The organism is Sphingomonas sp. (assembly GCF_035910975.1).
GTDB lineage: Bacteria > Pseudomonadota > Alphaproteobacteria > Sphingomonadales > Sphingomonadaceae > Sphingomonas.
The window spans coordinates 218,860-237,659 of the sequence record NZ_JAMHWM010000005.1 but is presented as its reverse complement, the minus strand read 5'-3'; the positions used below and the strand labels follow the sequence as shown (position 1 = coordinate 237,659).

Genomic DNA, 18,800 nt, shown 5'->3' with positions numbered 1-18,800 from the left:
GCGTGCTGGCGCGCCGACGGATTCCCAGGTTAGCCGGTTAGGCCTTTACCGCGACCGATCACGCGCCAGGTGTGTCGAACAATGCGACGACGCCCTCGGCGGCCATCGCCGTGCACTCCCCGATCAGCGCGTCCAGCAGCTGCTCGACGTTACCGGTGTCGTAACCGGACGACGCCAGCGTGTCCGCGCGGAGCCCAAGGAACGCGCGGGTGTAGGATTCCTTGTGCTCGAGCGACCCTTGGTAGGTGTCCATCTCCTTCTTGAAGTTCGTCCAGACGACGCGCGGCGGCGGATAACCCTTCAGACGGTGGTCCAGATAGCATTCGATCGCCGCGGCCCGGCCGTTGATGTCCGCCTGGTTATCGCCTTCCGGTCCCCGCGCCGGAAAGGATCGAAAGCATTCCAGCGACGGCAGCAGCATCGCCCGCAGGTTCGGCGGCAGCGTCAGCGTGCCGACCTTTCCGAAGGCGTCGGCCCCTTCCGCGTCGTTGTCGAACACGAAAACCGTCTGATTGTGGACGTCGATCTTGGCGAGGCCCTCGGCGAACTTGAGGAGGTTGCCGGTGCCCGGGAACGGGTGCCGCTCGCTCACGTCGATGAAGCGGAAGAAATCCGCGACGTCGGGGCGAAGAAGCGCGAGGCCGTGCCGGAGTATATGGGCATCGGAACTGCCCTCGGTCGCGATCAGGAAAGTCTCACGGCGCCGGGCCGACGGGACGAACGCCTCAGCCGTTGCGTAGCCGTTCTCGACGAGCTCGCCGTAGTGCCAGAGCACATCCGTATCGAGGTTCACCCCATTCCCGGCGAAAATGCGGAGCATCAGGTAGGGATGGAGGATGTTGACGCAGGTGCCGAAGTAGCTGCGCTCCGACCAGGCCATGTCATCGTGGTCGAAGCCCCGCGGGATCCGTTCGATGACGTCTATGTCCGACACGAACCTGCCCTTCGGCTTCCGCCGGTCAACCCATTCGTCGTCGGACGTGAGGAACTTGTCGTCCAGGTCGACGATCGGCTGCCGGTTCGCGAAGGCACAGAACTCGTCGAACGACAACGGGTCGGGGATCGGCGGGTCACCCTCATCCTGGAGCGATTCCCGCTCATCCTTCCACTCGACGATCCAATCGGAATAGGCTTTGCGCGCCACATCCAGCGTAAAGCCGAGCATTTCGAGCCGTGGGACGACGTGCCTCAGTTTGCGGACGAAGGCCCACTCCATCGGGGTGGGGTCTTCGCCCTCATCCTCGCAATACTCGCAGTCGATCTGATCGCTACGCACCGTTTGCCGATCGGCTGGCTGGAACAGCGCACCGTGATCGGGGCCGCGATGGTTCTTGGCGTACGTCATGCCAATTCCGCCGAGCTTCAGCTGTATCTCCGTTCCCACGCTACCTAATCACCTCATCTGCCACTGGCTGGCCCAACGGTCGGCTCCACGCAATCGCGTTAAGCCGCCGCGCACTTGATCGACCCGGACGGACTATCAGAAATCGATCAGGGGCCGATATTCGATCAGCCAAGGCGCGATCCCATATTGCCCGAACCGTTCGCGCCGCTTCTCGACATCGCCGAACACGCTGACGATCCACCGCGTGCTCGCCAGATCCACCCGCCGCATGATCTCCTCAAAGTAGGGTTCGTCCACTTCGGCCATCCCATGCCCCATGATCAGGATCTCGCGGAGTCCCGCCAGCCCGTCGAAGAACGGTCGGTTCTCCTCCAGCAGCTTGTCGGTTGGCTTGAAGGTGTCGGCGAAGAACTGGTCGATGTATTCGATACCGTCACGCACGCGCCAGTCGTCGTCCGGCCCTACCGGTCCGAAATTGAGGCTATCCTCCGGTGCGCGGCTCCACCCGTGCCCCAGAACCAGTTCGGAGGCAGGATCGGCAGCGTCGCCGTGAATGTGCAGGATGCGCTCGCGAGCGACGCCGTAGATCTGTTCGAGGGTCGGCGTGTAGTTGAACGACAGGAAGACAGCGGTCGGATCGACGTTCAGCGGACGCCCGACCGTGCCCCTCTGCGGGATCGGCAGACCGCGCACCCATTCGGCGAAGCGCCCACGCAGCCCAGACGACAGGCCGGTCGCGATCTGCTCGAGCTCGTACTGGAAATCGCCATACCCCTCATCGTCGAGGAACTGCGATGCGTAGTCGACCGCTTGGTCCTGATCGAATTCGGCAAGGCAGGTCTCGAAGTCGGCCCAGAAGCGCGCATCGGCCGAGAAATACTCGCCGACCATACGATAGACGGTGGGATCGGCGGCGGCGAGATATCTGGCGAAGTCGCGGAAGTCCGACGGTATGCCGTGATAGCGGTCGAAGCCGTTGCCGATGACGTATAGCCGGGTCGGCGCGGCAACGGTCCTGAAGAGGTCGGCGTGGGTCATCGCGCGTTAGATATGGCCAGCGGGTTAGGTTAGACAGGACCTTCGCGCCCCGCGTCGGGGCACCGACTGCGATGCGCGCCGCAGGTGAAGGCTCGCAATACCCATTGCACTGCGAAACCCAAGATGCCGATCCCCCAGTCGTATTTCGAACTCCGTGACGTCCCGCCGCTGCAGGGTCGATCCTGGATCCCGTTGCGCCTGGTCGTCGAGGCCGAGTTAGAGCCGCCCGCGGCGGACATCGTCAGGATCGAGGAGTGGACGGGCATCGCGACCGCCGCGGTCGACATCGCGCATCGCGACGTCGCTTCCAAGATGGGCTGGACCGGCGACCTCGACATGACGCCGCATCGATCGGCGGTCGAACGCTGGGGATACAGCTCAGTCGACATCTTCCGTTCAGGGCGCCAGCCGATCGGCATCAATCTGGTCATCGACCAGCACGTCGAGGAAGAGAGCCGGAGCATCTGGCACCTGCATCCTGATCTCGTCGTCGCGCTCGGCCTGGTCCGCGAGGAAGACACCTGGTTCCGGCCCGAGGAAGGTTGGGTGGAGGTCGCACGGCTCACGCGGGACGATGGAGGCAGCCCGAAGCTGCTAGAGATCAAGGCCGAGTTCCTCCGCGACTACCTCGCGGCGCGGGGGATGGCGCTCTACTGCTCAAGCTACCGAGAGCGGATCGCCGTGGTAGCGACCAAGCCCTCCTTCAGCTGGCCAAAGGGTCGATTGAAGGAGGAGAAGGATGGCGACCAGCGCGAATGCACGTTGATGGATGCGGACTATCCCGATCCCAAGGGTCACTTCTGGGTGCGGGGTGCGCTCTGGCGGACGGAATGGGTCGAACCCGGAATGCTCAGCACGCGTGTGCGCGGCGATGACGATCCACACACCACCACGTTCGCGCTGAAGAACGACGGCTCCCGGGCGAGCGCGCCGGATCTCATCGGCGCGATGGCATGGCTCCATTTCGAGCCGGCGGTCGTCGCGGCGCTGCTGCGTCACCGGGGCGGCCGCCTGCGCTGGGCGACCGGCGAGACCGGCGCAGTGGGGGCGACGGCGAGCGGGGTCCATTTCGGCGTCAACGATCTCGGGCGGATCACGGTCTTCGCGAAGGACATCGGCCGTCTGCAACCCTGGGAGCAGCGTGTGTGGAGCGCGCACAACGCGACGCCGGACGGCGGCGTCTCCAAGGAACTCTTCGCCGCGCAGATGGAGGTGAACCCCGCGGCGACCACCGCGCCGGAGTACATACTCCCGGCGGCGATCGCCGCGGTCGATGACGCATTCCGCAAGCGGTATGGCACGCCTCTGCTGCGTGACCATGACAGCGTGCCCGGCCTGCTACGGCGTTCACACCGTTTCCTCGCCGCCGACCCGGACGGACTGCTCGAGCTGTCGAAGGAGCTCACCCGCGTCTTCATCGAGCGGATCGACGTCGACGCGATCGCCACGGCGCTGGCCCTTCCCAAGGGGGACAAGAAGCCGGGTTCGTTGAAGGCGCTTGAGAAGCTCGCGGCAAAGCACGGATCCGAAGGCGCCGCCGCGACGATGATGGCCCCGCTGTTCGGCATCTACGATCTCCGTCTCGCCGACGCCCATCTCGGCGGTGGCAAGATAGCGAGCGGCAAGCAGCGTGCCGGCGTCGACGACAGCTATCCGCCGGCGATGCAGGGCCGGCAACTCATCCAGAGTTTCGTCGACGCCCTGCAGGCGATCGCCGGCACGTTGGTCTAGCCGTGCACGGGCCGTCCCCCTTGAACGACGCGGAGGTCGACGCGCTGATCGCCGTTGGCCACGATGTGCTCCTCGCCTTTCCGTCGGCACCCGGCGCATGCGTCATGATGAGTGCCCTCTATGTGGGCAGGCTGCATAGCCTGGGTTACCGATCGGCGAGTCTCGTCGGCGGGATGCTTGCGATCGACGGTGCAGCCGTATTCGGCCACTCCAGGGTGACGGATGACTTCAGCAGGACAAACCTCGACTGGGGCGGTCATGCCTGGATCACCTTCGGCGAGTATCTCGCCGACGTATCGCTGGTGACCACCGCATACAGCAGCAAGGCCCCACGCCGCTTGGCTGACCGCGTGCGAAACCTGCGAAAACCCAATCAACGCCTCTACATCGCGACGCCGGAGGCCGCGTCTACGCACGACGGGCTGACCTTCACTCCACAGATCCAGTTCACAGACGACGAGCTGACAGCGCTTTATCGTGGTGCCCTTACCTTCCTGTCTTGATGATTGCGGTGGCGCAGGCGAAAGGCGAGATGCAGCGCGGCGATCATGCACCCGCGCCCCACGCCATTGCGTCCGCTTCGAGCAACTCGCTGTCGGCGAAGCGATGAAGGTGGGCGCGGCCCGCGCAGGGACCGCGCAGCAGGTCGCCGATCGCAGGCAGACCTCGGCGCAGCGGCACGGTCGATCGCTCGCGACGGGCCATCACGTACAGTAGCAGGATCGCGGTACCGATCACGTCGACCTCGCATCGCTCGACCTCGTAAGGCAGAGCGGGTCCGCGCCCGGCAACAGCCGGCCCGCGCAGGGCGAAGCCGACGCTGGCACAGGCGTCTTCGAGGCTCGCCCAGCGCAACGCACCGTCCATGCTCAGGTCCATCATCACGTCGATGTGCTCGGCGGTTCCGCCGGCGATCGCCTCCGCCGCGCCGCTCTCGCACTGCCACCACCGCATCTGGCGCAAGCGCAACAGCGGCAGGTCGTATGCCTTCCCGTTGAAGGTCGCGAGGAGGCCGCCCTCGGCAACGCGCGTGAGCGCGGTCTCGGCGTTCGCCAGAATGTCCTGCTCGGAATACTCGTCCCGGTGGAACGAGGTGAGCTGGTATCCGGTGCACACACCATCCGGCCCGCGCACGAATTCCAACGTGCTGACGTTGATGATCTCGTTCAGCGGCGAACCCTTCGGAACCGCGCCACCGTTGCGCCGTCCGGTCAGCAGACGCGCAAAACGGTCGGGCGCCGCCTCGACGTCGAGCACCAGACAGGGGATCATTGTGGACGTCATCGAACTATCCGCTCCGCGAAGTCGGCGGGGAAGGTCAGCCCGAACACCAACCGGTGGCCATCGACGCCGCGCTGGAACTGCCCACGCAGCAGCCTGACGATGTTCCTGGCGCGGAGCATCGCGACCGTCGCCGACGCGCAGGACACTGGATTGACTGCGCCTTCGACGCCAACGCCCACCACGAGCCCGTCGTCGTCGTGCGCGATCGCGATGCACATGCGCACCGACTGGCCCATCGGCACGCTCTCCTCCAGATAGTAGAAGAGGTCCGCAACCACTGTCGCCAGCCGGCGTGCGCGATGGGCGTCCATCGCGACGTCCTCCACCGACGAGAGCATCGTCCCGACGACGTCCGACGCCATCTGGATATGCGAGGCCAACCTGCCGAAGAACCGGGCGCAGTCGATCGTTCCGTCTGCGCTGCCGGAAAGCGTGCACTCGACCATCCGCGCGGCGCGTCGACGCCTTCGGTCGAGGTCGGGCACGTCGCCGCCCAGAGGCGCGGGATGCCGCTCACCGAGCCGCCGACGGCGGTCGACCAGCGCACGGCCGATCAGATGGCGCAGAAGGGTGGACTGGCCATCGCCGTCGATCGGGTAAACATATCGCGACATCGCATTCGCCTCAGCATCGAGACGAATACTACTCACAGGTAGTATATTTGTTCCGTTCTTCCCAAGCGACGTGACTGATAGGTCGCCTCAGACCGCTTTCTTAAGCACTCCGCGTGGACGGCTAGGCTTCCGCTCGGCGGGGTTCGCGACGAGTTGCTCGATGCCGGCCATCAATTCGGCGAGCGTCAAGCCGAGGCCTGTCGCGATCTTCCCGATGTTGCCGAGCTGGATGTTCTGCATCCCGGCCTCGACACGCCAGATGTAGCGCGACGCGAGGCCACTGCGCTCACCGAGCGCCTCCTTCGTGATACCAAGACGGTCGCGCTCCTGCGTCACGCGCGTGCCCAGCGCGATGGCCAGCGCCGCCCAGTCCTTCTTCTCACCCCCCGTCGTCATCGCCACACGATACCGACGTCGGACCGCCACGGCTAGCGGCGCGCCTTATGAAAATTAGTTCTCCCCGGACGAAGGATTGATGGAAAGAATGAATCACCGCGCATCGTCGCGGCGGCGTCGGCACCTTCCGTGGCCGCCGCGGCACCCCATATCGTCGCGATGACGAACGATGCCGCCGACCCGACGGGATACGCCGCGCGCTACCGCGCGCTGACCAAGGACACGCGGCAGTGGCTCAGCTACCATTTCGCGGAGGGGCGGGTCACCCCGTTCGGCCATAGGTTGGCCAAGGCGCTGGCGGCGTGCGACGCGCGGCTACCCGGTGCGGGCGAACGCTTCGTGCGCGAGCTCGCCGAGACGCGCTACATCCCGACGAAGGACGATCCCGACGCGTGGAAGCAGGGCTACGAGCAGCTGGTGCAGAAGCTCGCAGAGGTGCTCGTCACACGCGTGGTGGTCGACGCCGACTGGCCGGCCGGCACGACGTTCGCCATCGAGCCGACCAACCCGGCGACCGGGGGTAGGCCGGATCTTGTCGTTGACGCACCGTCTCGGCAATGGCTGTTCGAGATCAAATGCCCCTCGTTCGTAAAACACCAGGAGCAACGGGCGTCGCGCGGCCAGCAGCTGCCCGTTCGAGGGCCGCTCGGAGCGGACGCCGCCATCCGGGCGGACGCGACGCTGCCACGTGACAACACGCTGAAGGACTTCCTCGTCAGCGCGGAGAACAAGTTTCGCGACTTCTCCACCGAACCGAGGACGGGCATCCTGGTCGTGCTGTGGGACGGATATGTGTTCGAGGCGACGTCCGCGCTCAGCCACGAGGAGGCGGGGCTTCTCACTGCGAAATCGTGGCACCTCGATGCAGGTAACCGGGTTCCATTCGACGCGGTCGACGGCGTCATCATCCTGAACCATCTCGAGATCCTGAAGCTCGCGCCGCAGGAACAGCGGACGCGTCGCGACGATCCGTTCACGATCGGTGGCTACGACCAGCCGCCGAACGTCTGGTGCCCGAACCTTGGTGGTGGCGAACTGGATCCATTCGTTGCCGGCATCTTCGACGCGACCCCTCTCGGAAACATGGTCGCCGGCGACTACACGCCCAAGGACTACGTCATGTGGATCGATCTCGACCGGGAGCGCTAAACCGCCGGTCGTTGGCGCGGCGAATTGCAGTCAGGCGGATCCGTCGCCCAGCTTCGTGCCCTTCTTCGCCTTGAAGTTCTCGATCTTCTGGTCGTCGGGCCGCGATGCCTCCCACTCGCGTTCCAGCTCGGCGCGGTGCTTCCTGACCGCCTTCAGGACCGCGCCGATCCCGACCACCCCCTCGTCGCCCGCGATTACCCTTGGGTGCTCCGCGATAGACACGTTCACCTTAACCTGGCCGATCTCGACCGTCACGTGCGGGAAGCCGGGGTGCTTCGATTCGTTCGGGAACAAGTACATCGGGTAGCCCGTCTTCACCCCGACGCGCTTCTCAACCAGCAGCCCGTCGGCCGGCAGGCGGATGCCACCGGCCTCCTTGTATCCTTCGGTCAGAGCGTCGTGCAGACCAACCGACACCAGGACGTCGTCATGACGGATGGCGACGCCGATGTTGGTTCGTTCGAGCGCGTCCCTGAGCAACCCATCAACCACAGCCGATGCCACGCCCTCGTCGCGCAGTGCGGCCGCGACGACCGGCGCCGCGGCGCGCTCGGCGGCTCGCAGTTCCATGCCTCTCTCCACGAAGGGAGCCATCGCCGTCCCCAGTCGAAGCGCGAAATCGAGTTGGTCGGGGCTGGCAGGGGGCGTTCCGGTCATCGCCCCAGCATACACGGCCCAGTCGCGGCGGCCATGTCGGAGGCCTCATTATGCCGTCGTCAACCTAGCTCCTATAACCTTGGTGGAGACATGACGATGAACACCACTTCGCCCTATCTGATCGACGAACCGCCAACATCGACCGGGCGCGCGCTGCTGGCCAGAGCGTTCGCACACTGGTGCGTGTTGCACCATGGTTACGCACCCGAGGAGGTTGCCGCCGCGCTCGGCGGGGATGCGGAAGTGGGGCGAAGCGTGCTGCAGAATGTCCGGTTCGGGGCCAGGCTACTCGGCGAGCTGATCGCCGCCGAAAGGCTGAACACATTCGCGCGACCATTCGGTGCCGGCAGACCCGAGCGGATACCGGCCGGTGACTGGGAGCTGGACGACTTCACCGACCGGTTCGCCCGCTCGGCGATGAACCCAAAGCGTCCGTTCGACAGCGACGCCGAGCCCACGCACTGGATCTTCGTCGATCTCGAGGGTTTCAACACGCTGGTTGAAGAGAGCTGCGCGGACCTGCAGCCAGTGGAGCGGGCCGCGCGCATCATCCGCCGGATCGCGCCCGAGGAGCACTTGCCGCCCGCCACCGGCACATCGTCCGATGACCACGTCCGGCTGCCTGAGGTCATGCGGCGAACGGGCATGTCGCGCAGCACCATCTATCGCCGAATCGAGCAGGGCCGGTTCCCGTCGCAGATCGACATGGACGGCAACATCTCGGCGTGGCGCGAAGGTGAAATTGCCTGTTGGCTGCTTAATCCCAGATAGTCGCCTGCCACTAAGCCAGGCGAGTGCCACGATCCAACGCTGCACCCAAGGCCCATGAATCGGAGCGGCATCCGCACTAGGTCCTCGCCATCAGCGCTCGACGCGCCGCCGCCGGCCCTCGACCAACGCGCTGGCAGGATCAGCCTCCGCCATAATGAGTTCGGCCCAGTCCTCGGCTAGCTCGCGGCGGCGCTCCATGTAAGCGCTGCGATTGTAGACCAGTTCGGTGTGGGACATCCCGGTCGGAGTATGCGCCAGCATCAGGTCGATGATCAGGCGGTCGATCAGCAGGCGCTCGGCACCCGGGTGGGTCCGCTCGATCCTGCTGTTCATGATCGTGCTGAACGAACTCCGCCATCCGTGCGGCACGTGGCGGCCCTTCCAACCCTCGCGGTTGTAGAGGTAGCCAACCGCGTTCTCCGACAGGGGCTTGGTCGATTCGCGGCCGCCCGGGAACACCAGACCGCGGCCGCTCGAGAACGGGCGGACGGCCCTGAGCACCTCGACCGCGGCACCTGACAAAGGGACCTCGTGCTCGAAGGCCTCGTCCTCCCGCAGATCGAGCTCCTGCTTCATCTTCGCGGCGGGCACGCGCCACAACGCTTCGGGCGTTGGAGCGTCGGGTTTCGTCCAATCGACGCCCTCAATCTCCGTCCACAGTACCTCGCGCACCATTCCCGGGCGCTGCGCGGTCAGCCCTAGGAACCGCGAGCTGAGGCGGGTGACAGGCGACGCGGCTGCACGGTCGATGTCTCGTATGAATGTTCTCAGTTTCACGATGTCGGTCAACGCCGGCCGCCGCTTCTTCGGGGGCACCGGCTTCATCGCGTCGCTGAGGTTCGAGGCGGGATTGGCGTTCTTTATCCCGGCCGCGCTCGCGAACTTGAACACCCGTTCGGCGCGCTGCCGCAGCCGATGGGCCGTCTCGATCGCGCCGCGCGCCTCCACCTTGCGCAGCGCGGCCAGCACCAGCCCCTCGTCGATCTGGTCAACGGGAAAGCCGCCGATCTCAGGGAACAGGTTCTGGACCATAGACGTCATCACGTCGTCCGCGTGCACCGGCTTCCACCTGGCGATCTGGCTCGCGTGCCATTCGCGTGCGAACTGCTCGAACGTGTTCTCGTGTCCCGCCTGCCGCGAATGACGCGCGCGCTTCGATTCGAGGCCCGGGTCCTTTCCATGGCGGAGAGCGAGCTTCGCATCGTCGCGCATTTCGCGGGCGCGCTTGAGCGAAACATCGGGATAACTACCAAGCACAAGCCGCCGCTCCTTGCCGCCGAAGCGGTATTTCAGTCGCCACGACTTGTATCCAGCCTTCGTCACGAAGAGGTGCAGGCCTCCGCCGTCAGGCAGCTTGTAGTCGCGGTCGCGCGCTGGCGCGGTGCGCACCCGAGTGTCGGTCAGCATCGATGCCCCCAGGAGTCAGATAGTGATGCCCCCTCGATGCCCCCGGCTTGTGTGCACTTGGATGATGCGGCCTGACACGTCATGCGACACAAAGTGGCAGGAATCCTGAAGTTTTCAAGCCATCTGACACAACATGAAACAGGCTGGGAAACCCAAGTGGCGGAGCGGGAGGGATTCGAACCCTCGATACGGTTTTGCCGTATACTCACTTTCCAGGCGAGCGCCTTCGACCACTCGGCCACCGCTCCGCATTGCTCTGGACGGAGAGCGACCTAGGGGGAAGCGGCGCGTCCTGCAAGTCGGTTGCTCGAGCGCGCGGAGCGTGCCAGCATCGTGCGCATGTCGATCGCTGCCCTGCTCGCCGCCACACTCGCTCCGGTCATGTCCGTTCAGGCCGCACCGGCCGCCGCGCCGCCGCCCAGGCCGTACGACGCGCTACCCGGCGACTGGGTGGCGATCCCCGACGACGAATTGCTGGTCTTCACGCTGGCGAGCGGCCGACGGTTCGTCGTGCGGCTCGCGCCGATGCGCTACACACCCGTCCATGTCGACAATATCCGCAAGCTGGCGCGGGCGGGGTGGTGGGACGGCGAAACCGTCTACCGGGTGCAGGACAATTACGTCGCGCAATGGGGCGACGCCACGGAGAAGAAGGCCCTGCCCGCGAACGTCGTCGCCAATCCGCCGGCCGAATATGTCTGGCCGGTGTTCGATGCGGTCACGACGCTTTCGAAGGCAGATCCCTATGCCAGCCGTGCCGGGTACAGCCGCGACGGCTGGCCGGTCGCGACGAACGGGCGCGAGGCGTGGATCCCGCATTGCTATGCCATGGTCGGGGTCGCGCGCGATCTGGCGCCATCGACGGGATCGGGCAGTGATCTCTATGCCAACATCGGCCATGCGCCGCGTCACCTGGACCGCAACATCGCTATCGTCGGGCGGGTGATCGACGGCATTGACGCGCTGTCGACGCTGCCGCGCGGCACCGGCGGCGGGCTGGGACTGTACGAGGATGCGAAGCAGTATGTTCCGATCGCGACGGCCCGGCTGGTGAGCGACCTTCCGGCTGCCGAACGCCCGCGTTACCAGTATCGCACGACGGAAGGGCCGCGCTTCGCCGCGTGGATAAAATCGCGCGAGAACCGCGAGCCGCCGTTCTTCACGGTGCCCGCGGGCGGGGCAGACATCTGCAACGCGATGCCGCCGGTGCGCAAGGCGCCCTGACGGTCGGGATCGTCGGCACGGACCGGCTTTTCTTTCCGCTGCGGCCTCCTATTTTCCCGGAAGCTGAAAGGGGCGTTTGATGGCCGAGCCGATCCTTGCCGTCCGCGGCGTTTCCAAGATTTATGCGTCAGGCCAGCGCGCGCTGGAGGCGGTCGATCTGGATATCCGCAAGGGTGAGATCGTCGCGCTGCTCGGCCCCAACGGCGCGGGCAAATCGACGCTCATCAACGTGATCTGCGGGGTGGTGAAGCCGTCTTCGGGGACGATCACGGTCGGGGGGCACGACGCGATCCGCGATTTTAAGCCTGCGCGCATGATGATCGGCCTGGTGCCGCAGGAACTGTCGGTCGACATGTTCGAGACGGTGATGGCGACGGTGCGCTTCAGCAGGCGGTTGTTCGGCCGGCCGGGCCATGACGCCTATCTCGAACAACTGCTCAAGGACCTGTCGCTGTGGGACAAGCGCGACAGCAAGATCATGGAATTGTCGGGCGGGATGAAGCGGCGCGTGCTGATCGCCAAGGCGCTTTCGCATGAACCCGACATATTGTTCCTCGACGAGCCTACCGCCGGGGTTGACGTATCCCTGCGGCGCGACATGTGGAAGCTGATCGGTTCCTTACGCGAACGTGGCGTTACGATCATCCTAACGACGCATTACATCGAGGAGGCCGAGGAGATGGCCGATCGCGTCGGCGTCATCACCGGCGGGCGGCTGCTGCTGATCGAGGACAAGGCGGCGCTGATGAAGAAGCTGGGCAAGCGCGAGATGGACATCGCGCTGGTCGACCCGATGACGGCGGTGCCGCTCGAACTCGCCGAATGGTCGCCCAGCCTGGAGAATGACGGCGCGACCTTGCGCTATGTGTTCGATGCGCAGGCCGAGCGGACCGGAATTCCGTCACTGCTGCGCAAGCTGGGCGACATGGGGATCGCGTTCAAGGACCTGGAAACGTCGAAATCGAGCCTGGAGGACATCTTCGTCGACCTGACCGCGCGGAAGGAGGCGGCGTGATGAACCTGCACGGCGTCTGGGCGATCTATCGCTTCGAGATGGCGCGCGCGCTGCGCACCCTGTGGCAGAGCCTGGTCACGCCCGTCATCACCACCAGCCTGTATTTCGTCGTGTTCGGCGGCGCGATCGGCAGCCGGATGCAGTCGGTCGACGGGGTCAGCTACGGCAGCTTCATCGTGCCCGGCCTGATAATGCTGACGCTGCTGACCAATTCGATCGGCAATGCCTCTATCGGGATCTACTTCCCCAAGTTCACCGGCACGATCTACGAATTGCTCTCCGCCCCCGTCTCCGCGATGGAGATGGTGATCGGCTATGTCGGCGCGGCGGCGACCAAATCGGTGGTGCTGGGGCTCATCATCCTCGCCACATCGGCGTTCTTCGTCGATCTTCGCGTCGAACACCCGCTGGCGATGGTCGCGTTCCTGATCCTGACGAGCGTGGCATTCAGCCTGTTCGGCTTCATCATCGGCATCTGGGCGAAAGGGTTCGAGCAGCTCAACTTCGTGCCGGCGCTGCTGGTGACCCCGCTCACCTTTCTGGGCGGCGCCTTTTATTCGATCAGCATGCTGCCGGAACCGTGGCGGACGGTCAGCCTGTTCAACCCGGTGGTGTATCTGGTCAGCGGGTTCCGCTGGAGCTTCTTCGGCCAGGGCGACGTCAGCATCGCGTGGAGCCTGGGCTTCACCGCCGGGTTCCTCGCGCTGTGCCTGGCGGTGATCGCGTGGATTTTTAGGACGGGGTGGCGGCTCAAGAACTAAGTCCCTCTCCCAGTGGGAGAGGGAATAAAATTTACAACCGGTGCTCGCCCTTCACCCAGCGCACCGTGCCGCTGGAGGCGCGCATCACCACGCTTTCGGTCGTCATCCTGTCCGCGCGGCGCTTGACGCCGGCGAGCAGCGATCCGTCGGTCACCCCGGTCGCGGCGAAGATGCAGTCGCCCTTCGCCAGATCGGTCAGGTCATAGATGCGGTCGAGGTCGGTGACGCCCCACTTCGCCGCGCGCGAGCGTTCGGCGTCGTTGCGGAACAGCAGCCGGCCCTTGAACTGCCCGCCGATGCAGCGCAGCGCCGCGCAGGCCAGCACGCCCTCCGGCGCGCCGCCCGAACCCATGTAGACATCGACCGTGGTTTCCGGATCGGTCGTCGCGATCACGCCCGCCACGTCGCCGTCGCCGATCAGCATCACGCCGCAGCCGATCGCGCGCAACTCCGCGATCAGCGCCTCGTGGCGCGGCCGGTCGAGGACGCAGGCGATGATCTCGTGCGGCTGGACACCCTTGGCGGCGGCGATCGCATGGACGTTCTCGGTCGGCGATTTCGCCAGGTCGATCGTCCCTTCGGGATAGCCCGGACCGATCGCCAGCTTTTCCATATAGACGTCGGGCGCGTTGAGCAGGTCGCCTTCCTCCGCGATCGCCAGCACCGCGAGCGCGTTCGGCCCGGCCTTCGCGGTGATCGTCGTGCCTTCGAGCGGATCGAGCGCGATGTCGATCCGCGGCCCCTTGCCGATCGCCGACCCGACCTTTTCGCCGATGAACAGCATCGGTGCCTCGTCGCGCTCGCCCTCGCCGATCACGACGGTGCCGTCCATGTACAGATCGTTGAGCGCGGCGCGCATCGCCTCGACGGCGGCGGCGTCGGCGGCTTTCTCGTCGCCGCGGCCGACCAGTTTCGACGCGGCGATCGCCGCCGCTTCGGTCACGCGCACCATTTCGAGCACCAGGACGCGGTCGAGCACCTTGCTGGCGGTATCGGTCATGACATCCCCTTGTATATTGCGCGCCGCCTAGCGGCGGGGGCCGGGCTTGTCGAGGCTGCGAAAGCCCGGCACGATGTGCGGATGCTGATCGCTGCCCTCCTCCTGATCGCGCCGCAGGAACCGTTCGCCGCCTATCGCGAGGCGACGCGCGCCGAACGCCCCTGCGCCGAGGCGCGGACGGCGGACGAGGTGACGGTGTGCGGTCGGCGCGAGGCGGACAAGCGCTTCCGCGTGCCGTTCGTCGAGGTTCCGGTGCGCGATCTGGTGCCGCGCGAGCGCGCCGCGTTGCTGGAGGACAAGATCGAACGGTGCGGGCGCGAGTTGATGTTCCGCGGTTGCGGCATGGTCGGGGTGACAATGACGACCAGCGCGGCGGGGACGACGCTCAAGCCGCGCAAGCCGGCGCCGTGAGCCTCGCCGTGTTGGTTTGAACTAAGAGCGAAGCGGGTGCCCTGGCCGGCCACGGGCAAAGCCCGTGGCGTCGGACACGCCTCTGGCGCGCCGGCCGGGCTGGCGCTCATCCTTGCCCAACGCTGCGCGTTGATCTCGGGCGCTCAGCCTCAGCCGAGAATATGCATCCACATCGGTTCGCCGGCCAGGCTCTGCGATCCGCGCAGCTTCTCCAGCGCCGCCGCGACGCTGCGCTCCGGGCCTTCGTGGGTGACGATCGCGACCAGCGCATGGCCGTCGGCGGAGGTGCCGCGCTGGATCAGGCTCTCGATCGAAACGCCGGCGTCGCGCATCGCGGCGGCGATTTCCGCCAGCACGCCGACCTTGTCGACGACGGCGAAGCGCAGATAGGCGCGGCCGCGGCGTTCGCCCGCGTCGGCGGGGGCGGGGTGGGCGAGTGCGGTGGCCGGCATCGCGAAGGCCGGGCCGAATTCGCCGCGCGCGATGTCGATCAGGTCGGCGACGACGGCGGACGCGGTCGGTCCGTCGCCGGCGCCCCGGCCCTGGAAGAACAGCCGGCCGACGAAATTGCCGTCGGCGACCACGGCGTTGAGCGATCCGGTGGTGTGCGCCAGCGGGTGATCGACCGGCACCAGATGCGGATGGACACGCTGGAACAGGCCGCCCGCGTCCGCCTCCGCCACGCCGACCAGCCGCACGCGGTAGCCGAGCGCCGCCGCCTCGGCGATGTCGGCGCCCAGCACGTGGCGGATGCCGGTCACCGCCACGTCGTCGAACGCCGGCTGGGTGCCGAACGCCAGGCTCGCGAGCAGCGACAATTTGTGCGCGGCATCGACACCGTCGATGTCGAAGCTGGGATCCGCCTCGGCATAGCCAAGCGCCTGCGCCTCGGCGAGCACCTCGGCGAAGTCGCGACCTTCCGCCTCCATCTTTGACAGGATGAAATTGCAGGTGCCGTTGAGGATGCCGTAGACGCGCTCGATCGCATTCGCCGCCGCGCCCTCGCGCAGCCCCTTGATGACCGGGATGCCGCCGGCCACCGCCGCCTCGAACTTCAGCGCCGCGCCCTTCGCCTCGGCCGCCTCGGCGAGTTCGAGGCCATGGTGCGCCAGCATCGCCTTGTTGGCGGTGACGAACGCCTTGCCCACGCCCAGCGTCTTGCGCGCGAGGGTGAGGGCGGGGCCGTCCGATCCACCGATCAGCTCGACGACGACGTCGGCGCCAGGGTGTTCGGCGAGAGCCGTGGTGTCGTCGATCCAGTCGAAGCGCGACAGATCGACCCCGCGATCCTTGGCGCGATCGCGCGCGGAGACGGCGACGACCTCGATCCGGCGGCCGGCACGGCGCTCGATCAGATCGCGGTTGGCGTCGAGCAGGCGAATGACGCCGCCGCCCACGGTGCCAAGCCCGGCCAGTGCTACGCGAAGCGGTTCGGTCACGGTCGTCCCCCTTTTACAGGGGATTGCGCCTAGCGGCTAAGCCGGTCGCAGAACAAGCCCGCATCCGGCCAAGAAAAGCTACTTCTTGATGAGGCCGATCTCGACCAGCCGTTCCTGCAGGTAATCATGGCTGCTGATCGGCGTTTCGTAGCGGTTCGGGCGATCCGCGCCGATCGTGCCGGGCAGCGTTTCGATCATGAAATCGGGCGCGGGGTGCAGGAAGAACGGCATCGAATAACGCGAGAAGCCGCGCCGTTCGGGCGCCGGGTTGACGACGCGGTGGGTGGTCGAGGGCAGGACGTGGTTGGTCAGCCGCTGGAGCATGTCGCCGACGTTGACCACCATCGCTCCGGCGGGCGGCTTGACCGGAAGCCAGGTGCCGTTCTTTTCCAGTAGTTCGAGCCCCGCCTCCTCGGCGCCGAGCAGCAGGGTGATGAGGTTGATGTCCTCATGCGCGCCGGCGCGGACCTCGGGCGCGTCTGCGGCGACCGGCGGATAGTGGAGCAGGCGCAGGACCGAATTGCCGTCCTCCACCGCATGTTCGAACCAGTCCCGGTCAAGGTCGAGGTGCAGCGCGATCGCCGACAGCAGGCGCAGGCCCGCATCATCCAGCGCCTTGAACAGGTCGAGGAAGGTCTGGCGGAAACCGTCGGGCCGGTCCGGCCAGAGGTTCGCTGGCATGTGGCTTTCGAAGCGGTGGCCCTTCGCCAGTTCGCGGCCGACGTGCCAGAACTCCTTCAGGTCGACATGCGTCGCGCCCTTGGCGATCTCGGTCTTGAACGGGGTGTAGCCGCGCGCACCACCGCCGCCTTCGACGAAGAACCGGCGCTTGTCCTCCTCCGGCTGGTCGAAGAACGCCCTGGTCATCGCCCAGGCGCGTTCGACGACATCGTCCGGCACGCCGTGGTTGCTGACCATCGCGAAGCCGAACCGCTCGAACGATTCGCCGAGCGCGTGCGCGAAGCCTTTGGGATCGGCGGCCTGCGAGGCCATGTCGAGCAGCGGAACCTGGGCCATCGGAGTATCGGGCATCGGGGCGAGTCCTGTGAATATCGAAGGTTCTATATAGCGGCCCAAGCGAGCCAAATCATCCCGTTCGCCCTGAGCTTGTCGAAGAGCTGTCCTTCTTGCGCGCAACATGGCCTGCGGCCCGAAGAAAGGGCAGGGCTTCGACAGGCTCAGTCCGAACGGGCCGGGGGGCCTCCTGTCAGATCGCGTCGAGCGCCGCCGCGAAATCGGCGATCAGATCGTCGGCGTCCTCGACCCCGATCGATATGCGCACCAGCGAATCGGTGATGCCCAGCGCGTCCTTGCGCTCCTGCGGCACCGACAGGTGGGTCATCCCGGCGGGGTGCGACGCCAGCGTCTCGGTGCCGCCCAGGCTGACCGCCAGCTTGGCGATCTTGAGGTTGTCGAGGAAGGCGAACGCCTCCGCCTCGCCGCCCTTAAGATACAGCGAGAAGGTCGATCCCGCGCCCGAACAGTGCCGGCGATAGATATCGGCCTGCCGCGGATCGCCGCCATTCTCCAGGAAACCGAGATAGCCCACGCGGTCGACCTTGGGATGATCGCGCAGGAAGGCGCAGACCTTCGCCGCATTTTCGCCCGCGCGGCTCATCCGCAGCTCCAGCGTCTCCAGCGAACGCAGCAGCATCCAGGCGGTATTGGGATCGCAGATCGTGCCGATCGTGTTGCGCATCAGGCGGATGGTGTTGATGTGTTCCTTCGACCCCAGCACGCCGCCGGCGACCAGATCGCTGTGCCCGCCGGCATATTTGGTCAGCGAATAGACGACCAGATCGGCGCCCTGCTCCATCGGCTTCGCCCACAGCGGGCCGAGGAAGGTGTTGTCGATCGCGATCGGGGGCCTCGCATCGCCGAAGATCGCGTCGCGGCTGGCCGTCACCGCCTCGACGTCGACCAGCGCGTTGGTCGGGTTGGCGGGGCTTTCGAGATAGATCAGCGCGACGTCGCCGTTCGCCTTCGCCTGTGTCATCACCGCATCGATCTGCTCGCGCGTCGCGCCGGCAGGGAAATCGAGCCACTTCACCCCGAACTTGCCCAGGATGCGGCCGATCAGCGTCTCCGTCGCGGCATAGAGCGGCCCCGAATGGACGATGGTGTCGCCGGGCTTGACCATCGCGAGGAACAGGGTGGCGATCGCCGACATGCCGCTGGAGAAGGCCAGCGCGTCCTCCGCCTCCTCCCAGATCGCCAGGCGATCCTCCAGGATTTCCTGGTTCGGGCCGTTGAAGCGCGAGTAGACAAGGCCTTCCGCCCCGCCGGGCCGCTTGCCGGTCACGCCCTCGAAATGACGCTTGCCGGCGGCGGCGTTGGGGAACACGAAGGTCGAGGTCAGGAAGATCGGCGGCTTCAGCGACCCTTCCGACAGCATCGGATCATAGCCGTGGCCCATCATCAGGGTCGAAGGCTTCAGCTTCCTGCCGCCGATCGTCTTCGGGCCAGGGTCGCCCTTGCCCTGCGGGGCGGGGGCGCCGGTCACGTCTGCTTCGGTCTTGTCGGTCATCGTCCACTCCGGGTGTCGTATGGCGGAGTTC

Annotated in this window: 19 protein-coding genes and 1 tRNA gene; 8 read left to right on the top strand and 12 right to left on the bottom strand. The window is 66.2% G+C overall.

Going from position 1 to position 18,800, the window contains the following annotated elements:
- Positions 1–58 precede the first annotated feature (58 nt).
- The gene (locus tag VYI76_RS01200) at positions 59–1,384 is read right to left on the bottom strand and encodes a HEPN/Toprim-associated domain-containing protein (RefSeq protein ID WP_326522935.1); all 1,326 of its coding nucleotides are present in this window, start codon (positions 1,382–1,384) and stop codon (positions 59–61) included.
- Between the two features lie 96 nt (positions 1,385–1,480).
- Positions 1,481–2,383 carry a bacteriophage abortive infection AbiH family protein gene (locus tag VYI76_RS01195; protein WP_326522934.1) on the bottom strand — a complete coding sequence of 301 codons (903 nt, stop codon included), beginning with the start codon at positions 2,381–2,383 and terminating at the stop codon, positions 1,481–1,483.
- A gap of 123 nt (positions 2,384–2,506) precedes the next feature.
- Here VYI76_RS01195 and VYI76_RS01190 point away from each other — a divergent pair, with 123 nt between their 5' ends.
- A complete protein-coding gene (locus VYI76_RS01190) occupies positions 2,507–4,114 on the top strand; it encodes a hypothetical protein (RefSeq protein WP_326522933.1) in 1,608 nt (535 codons plus the stop codon).
- A 20-nt stretch (positions 4,115–4,134) separates the two neighbouring features.
- Positions 4,135–4,617: a hypothetical protein gene (locus VYI76_RS01185; protein WP_326522932.1), complete on the top strand. Its 483-nt coding sequence runs from the start codon at positions 4,135–4,137 to the stop codon at positions 4,615–4,617.
- A 43-nt stretch (positions 4,618–4,660) separates the two neighbouring features.
- Here VYI76_RS01185 and VYI76_RS01180 read toward each other — a convergent pair whose 3' ends face one another.
- From VYI76_RS01180 to VYI76_RS01170, 3 genes are all read right to left on the bottom strand, one after another.
- Complete coding sequence (locus VYI76_RS01180; protein ID WP_326522931.1) at positions 4,661–5,371, bottom strand: hypothetical protein; 711 nt, start codon at positions 5,369–5,371, stop codon at positions 4,661–4,663.
- 23 nt (positions 5,372–5,394) lie between these two features.
- Positions 5,395–6,012 (bottom strand): hypothetical protein, encoded by a 618-nt coding sequence (locus VYI76_RS01175; RefSeq protein ID WP_326522930.1) that lies wholly within the window; start codon positions 6,010–6,012, stop codon positions 5,395–5,397.
- 87 nt (positions 6,013–6,099) lie between these two features.
- Positions 6,100–6,408, bottom strand: a complete 309-nt coding sequence (locus VYI76_RS01170; protein ID WP_326522929.1) for a helix-turn-helix domain-containing protein — start codon at positions 6,406–6,408, stop codon at positions 6,100–6,102.
- A gap of 159 nt (positions 6,409–6,567) precedes the next feature.
- Here VYI76_RS01170 and VYI76_RS01165 point away from each other — a divergent pair, with 159 nt between their 5' ends.
- On the top strand, positions 6,568–7,557 hold the full coding sequence (locus VYI76_RS01165) for a hypothetical protein (RefSeq protein WP_326522928.1): 990 nt from the start codon (positions 6,568–6,570) through the stop codon (positions 7,555–7,557).
- A 30-nt stretch (positions 7,558–7,587) separates the two neighbouring features.
- Here the strand turns inward: VYI76_RS01165 and VYI76_RS01160 are convergent, their stop codons facing one another.
- Entirely contained in the window at positions 7,588–8,127 is a 540-nt protein-coding gene (locus tag VYI76_RS01160; RefSeq protein WP_326522927.1) for a hypothetical protein, read from the bottom strand.
- 177 nt (positions 8,128–8,304) lie between these two features.
- Between VYI76_RS01160 and VYI76_RS01155 the strand changes: the two genes are divergently transcribed.
- A complete protein-coding gene (locus VYI76_RS01155) occupies positions 8,305–8,985 on the top strand; it encodes an AlpA family phage regulatory protein (protein WP_326522926.1) in 681 nt (226 codons plus the stop codon).
- Positions 8,986–9,075: 90 nt separating this feature from the next.
- On the opposite strand, the gene VYI76_RS01150 is transcribed toward VYI76_RS01155, so the two are convergent.
- Positions 9,076–10,392: a tyrosine-type recombinase/integrase gene (locus VYI76_RS01150; protein ID WP_326522925.1), complete on the bottom strand. Its 1,317-nt coding sequence runs from the start codon at positions 10,390–10,392 to the stop codon at positions 9,076–9,078.
- 157 nt (positions 10,393–10,549) lie between these two features.
- Positions 10,550–10,640, bottom strand: a tRNA-Ser gene (locus VYI76_RS01145).
- Positions 10,641–10,731: 91 nt separating this feature from the next.
- Here VYI76_RS01145 and VYI76_RS01140 point away from each other — a divergent pair.
- The 3 genes from VYI76_RS01140 to VYI76_RS01130 all read left to right on the top strand — a co-directional run bounded on the left by VYI76_RS01140 (position 10,732) and on the right by VYI76_RS01130 (position 13,392).
- Positions 10,732–11,616, top strand: a complete 885-nt coding sequence (locus tag VYI76_RS01140; protein ID WP_326522924.1) for a peptidylprolyl isomerase — start codon at positions 10,732–10,734, stop codon at positions 11,614–11,616.
- 79 nt (positions 11,617–11,695) lie between these two features.
- Positions 11,696–12,631, top strand: coding sequence for an ABC transporter ATP-binding protein (locus tag VYI76_RS01135; RefSeq protein ID WP_326522923.1), 936 nt, complete (start codon positions 11,696–11,698; stop codon positions 12,629–12,631).
- On the top strand, positions 12,631–13,392 hold the full coding sequence (locus tag VYI76_RS01130) for an ABC transporter permease (RefSeq protein WP_326522976.1): 762 nt from the start codon (positions 12,631–12,633) through the stop codon (positions 13,390–13,392). The genes VYI76_RS01135 and VYI76_RS01130 overlap by 1 nt, the downstream gene beginning before the upstream one ends.
- Before the next feature lie 31 nt (positions 13,393–13,423).
- On the opposite strand, the gene glpX is transcribed toward VYI76_RS01130, so the two are convergent.
- Positions 13,424–14,392: a class II fructose-bisphosphatase gene (glpX, locus tag VYI76_RS01125; RefSeq protein WP_326522922.1), complete on the bottom strand. Its 969-nt coding sequence runs from the start codon at positions 14,390–14,392 to the stop codon at positions 13,424–13,426.
- Positions 14,393–14,473: 81 nt separating this feature from the next.
- Between glpX and VYI76_RS01120 the strand changes: the two genes are divergently transcribed.
- Positions 14,474–14,803: a hypothetical protein gene (locus tag VYI76_RS01120; protein ID WP_326522921.1), complete on the top strand. Its 330-nt coding sequence runs from the start codon at positions 14,474–14,476 to the stop codon at positions 14,801–14,803.
- A 149-nt stretch (positions 14,804–14,952) separates the two neighbouring features.
- On the opposite strand, the gene VYI76_RS01115 is transcribed toward VYI76_RS01120, so the two are convergent.
- The 3 genes from VYI76_RS01115 to VYI76_RS01105 all read right to left on the bottom strand — a co-directional run bounded on the left by VYI76_RS01115 (position 14,953) and on the right by VYI76_RS01105 (position 18,769).
- The gene (locus VYI76_RS01115; RefSeq protein WP_326522920.1) at positions 14,953–16,242 is read right to left on the bottom strand and encodes a homoserine dehydrogenase; all 1,290 of its coding nucleotides are present in this window, start codon (positions 16,240–16,242) and stop codon (positions 14,953–14,955) included.
- Between the two features lie 78 nt (positions 16,243–16,320).
- Entirely contained in the window at positions 16,321–17,274 is a 954-nt protein-coding gene (locus VYI76_RS01110) for an isopenicillin N synthase family dioxygenase (RefSeq protein WP_326522919.1), read from the bottom strand.
- 175 nt (positions 17,275–17,449) lie between these two features.
- A complete protein-coding gene (locus VYI76_RS01105; protein ID WP_326522918.1) occupies positions 17,450–18,769 on the bottom strand; it encodes a cystathionine gamma-synthase family protein in 1,320 nt (439 codons plus the stop codon).
- Between the last annotated feature and the right edge of the window lie 31 nt (positions 18,770–18,800).

Bases quoted from the DNA above. Each gene is read 5' to 3' on its own strand.
- VYI76_RS01195 (WP_326522934.1), bottom strand. From the start codon at position 2,383: ATGACCCACGCCGACCTCTTCAGGACCGTTGCCGCGCCGACCCGGCTA.
- VYI76_RS01190 (WP_326522933.1), top strand. From the start codon at position 2,507: ATGCCGATCCCCCAGTCGTATTTCGAACTCCGTGACGTCCCGCCGCTG.
- VYI76_RS01175 (WP_326522930.1), bottom strand. From the start codon at position 6,012: ATGTCGCGATATGTTTACCCGATCGACGGCGATGGCCAGTCCACCCTT.
- VYI76_RS01170 (WP_326522929.1), bottom strand. From the start codon at position 6,408: ATGACGACGGGGGGTGAGAAGAAGGACTGGGCGGCGCTGGCCATCGCG.
- VYI76_RS01165 (WP_326522928.1), top strand. From the start codon at position 6,568: ATGACGAACGATGCCGCCGACCCGACGGGATACGCCGCGCGCTACCGC.
- VYI76_RS01160 (WP_326522927.1), bottom strand. From the start codon at position 8,127: ATGGAACTGCGAGCCGCCGAGCGCGCCGCGGCGCCGGTCGTCGCGGCC.
- VYI76_RS01155 (WP_326522926.1), top strand. From the start codon at position 8,305: ATGACGATGAACACCACTTCGCCCTATCTGATCGACGAACCGCCAACA.
- VYI76_RS01150 (WP_326522925.1), bottom strand. From the start codon at position 10,392: ATGCTGACCGACACTCGGGTGCGCACCGCGCCAGCGCGCGACCGCGAC.
- VYI76_RS01140 (WP_326522924.1), top strand. From the start codon at position 10,732: ATGTCGATCGCTGCCCTGCTCGCCGCCACACTCGCTCCGGTCATGTCC.
- VYI76_RS01135 (WP_326522923.1), top strand. From the start codon at position 11,696: ATGGCCGAGCCGATCCTTGCCGTCCGCGGCGTTTCCAAGATTTATGCG.
- VYI76_RS01130 (WP_326522976.1), top strand. From the start codon at position 12,631: ATGAACCTGCACGGCGTCTGGGCGATCTATCGCTTCGAGATGGCGCGC.
- glpX (WP_326522922.1), bottom strand. From the start codon at position 14,392: ATGACCGATACCGCCAGCAAGGTGCTCGACCGCGTCCTGGTGCTCGAA.
- VYI76_RS01120 (WP_326522921.1), top strand. From the start codon at position 14,474: ATGCTGATCGCTGCCCTCCTCCTGATCGCGCCGCAGGAACCGTTCGCC.
- VYI76_RS01110 (WP_326522919.1), bottom strand. From the start codon at position 17,274: ATGCCCGATACTCCGATGGCCCAGGTTCCGCTGCTCGACATGGCCTCG.
- VYI76_RS01105 (WP_326522918.1), bottom strand. From the start codon at position 18,769: ATGACCGACAAGACCGAAGCAGACGTGACCGGCGCCCCCGCCCCGCAG.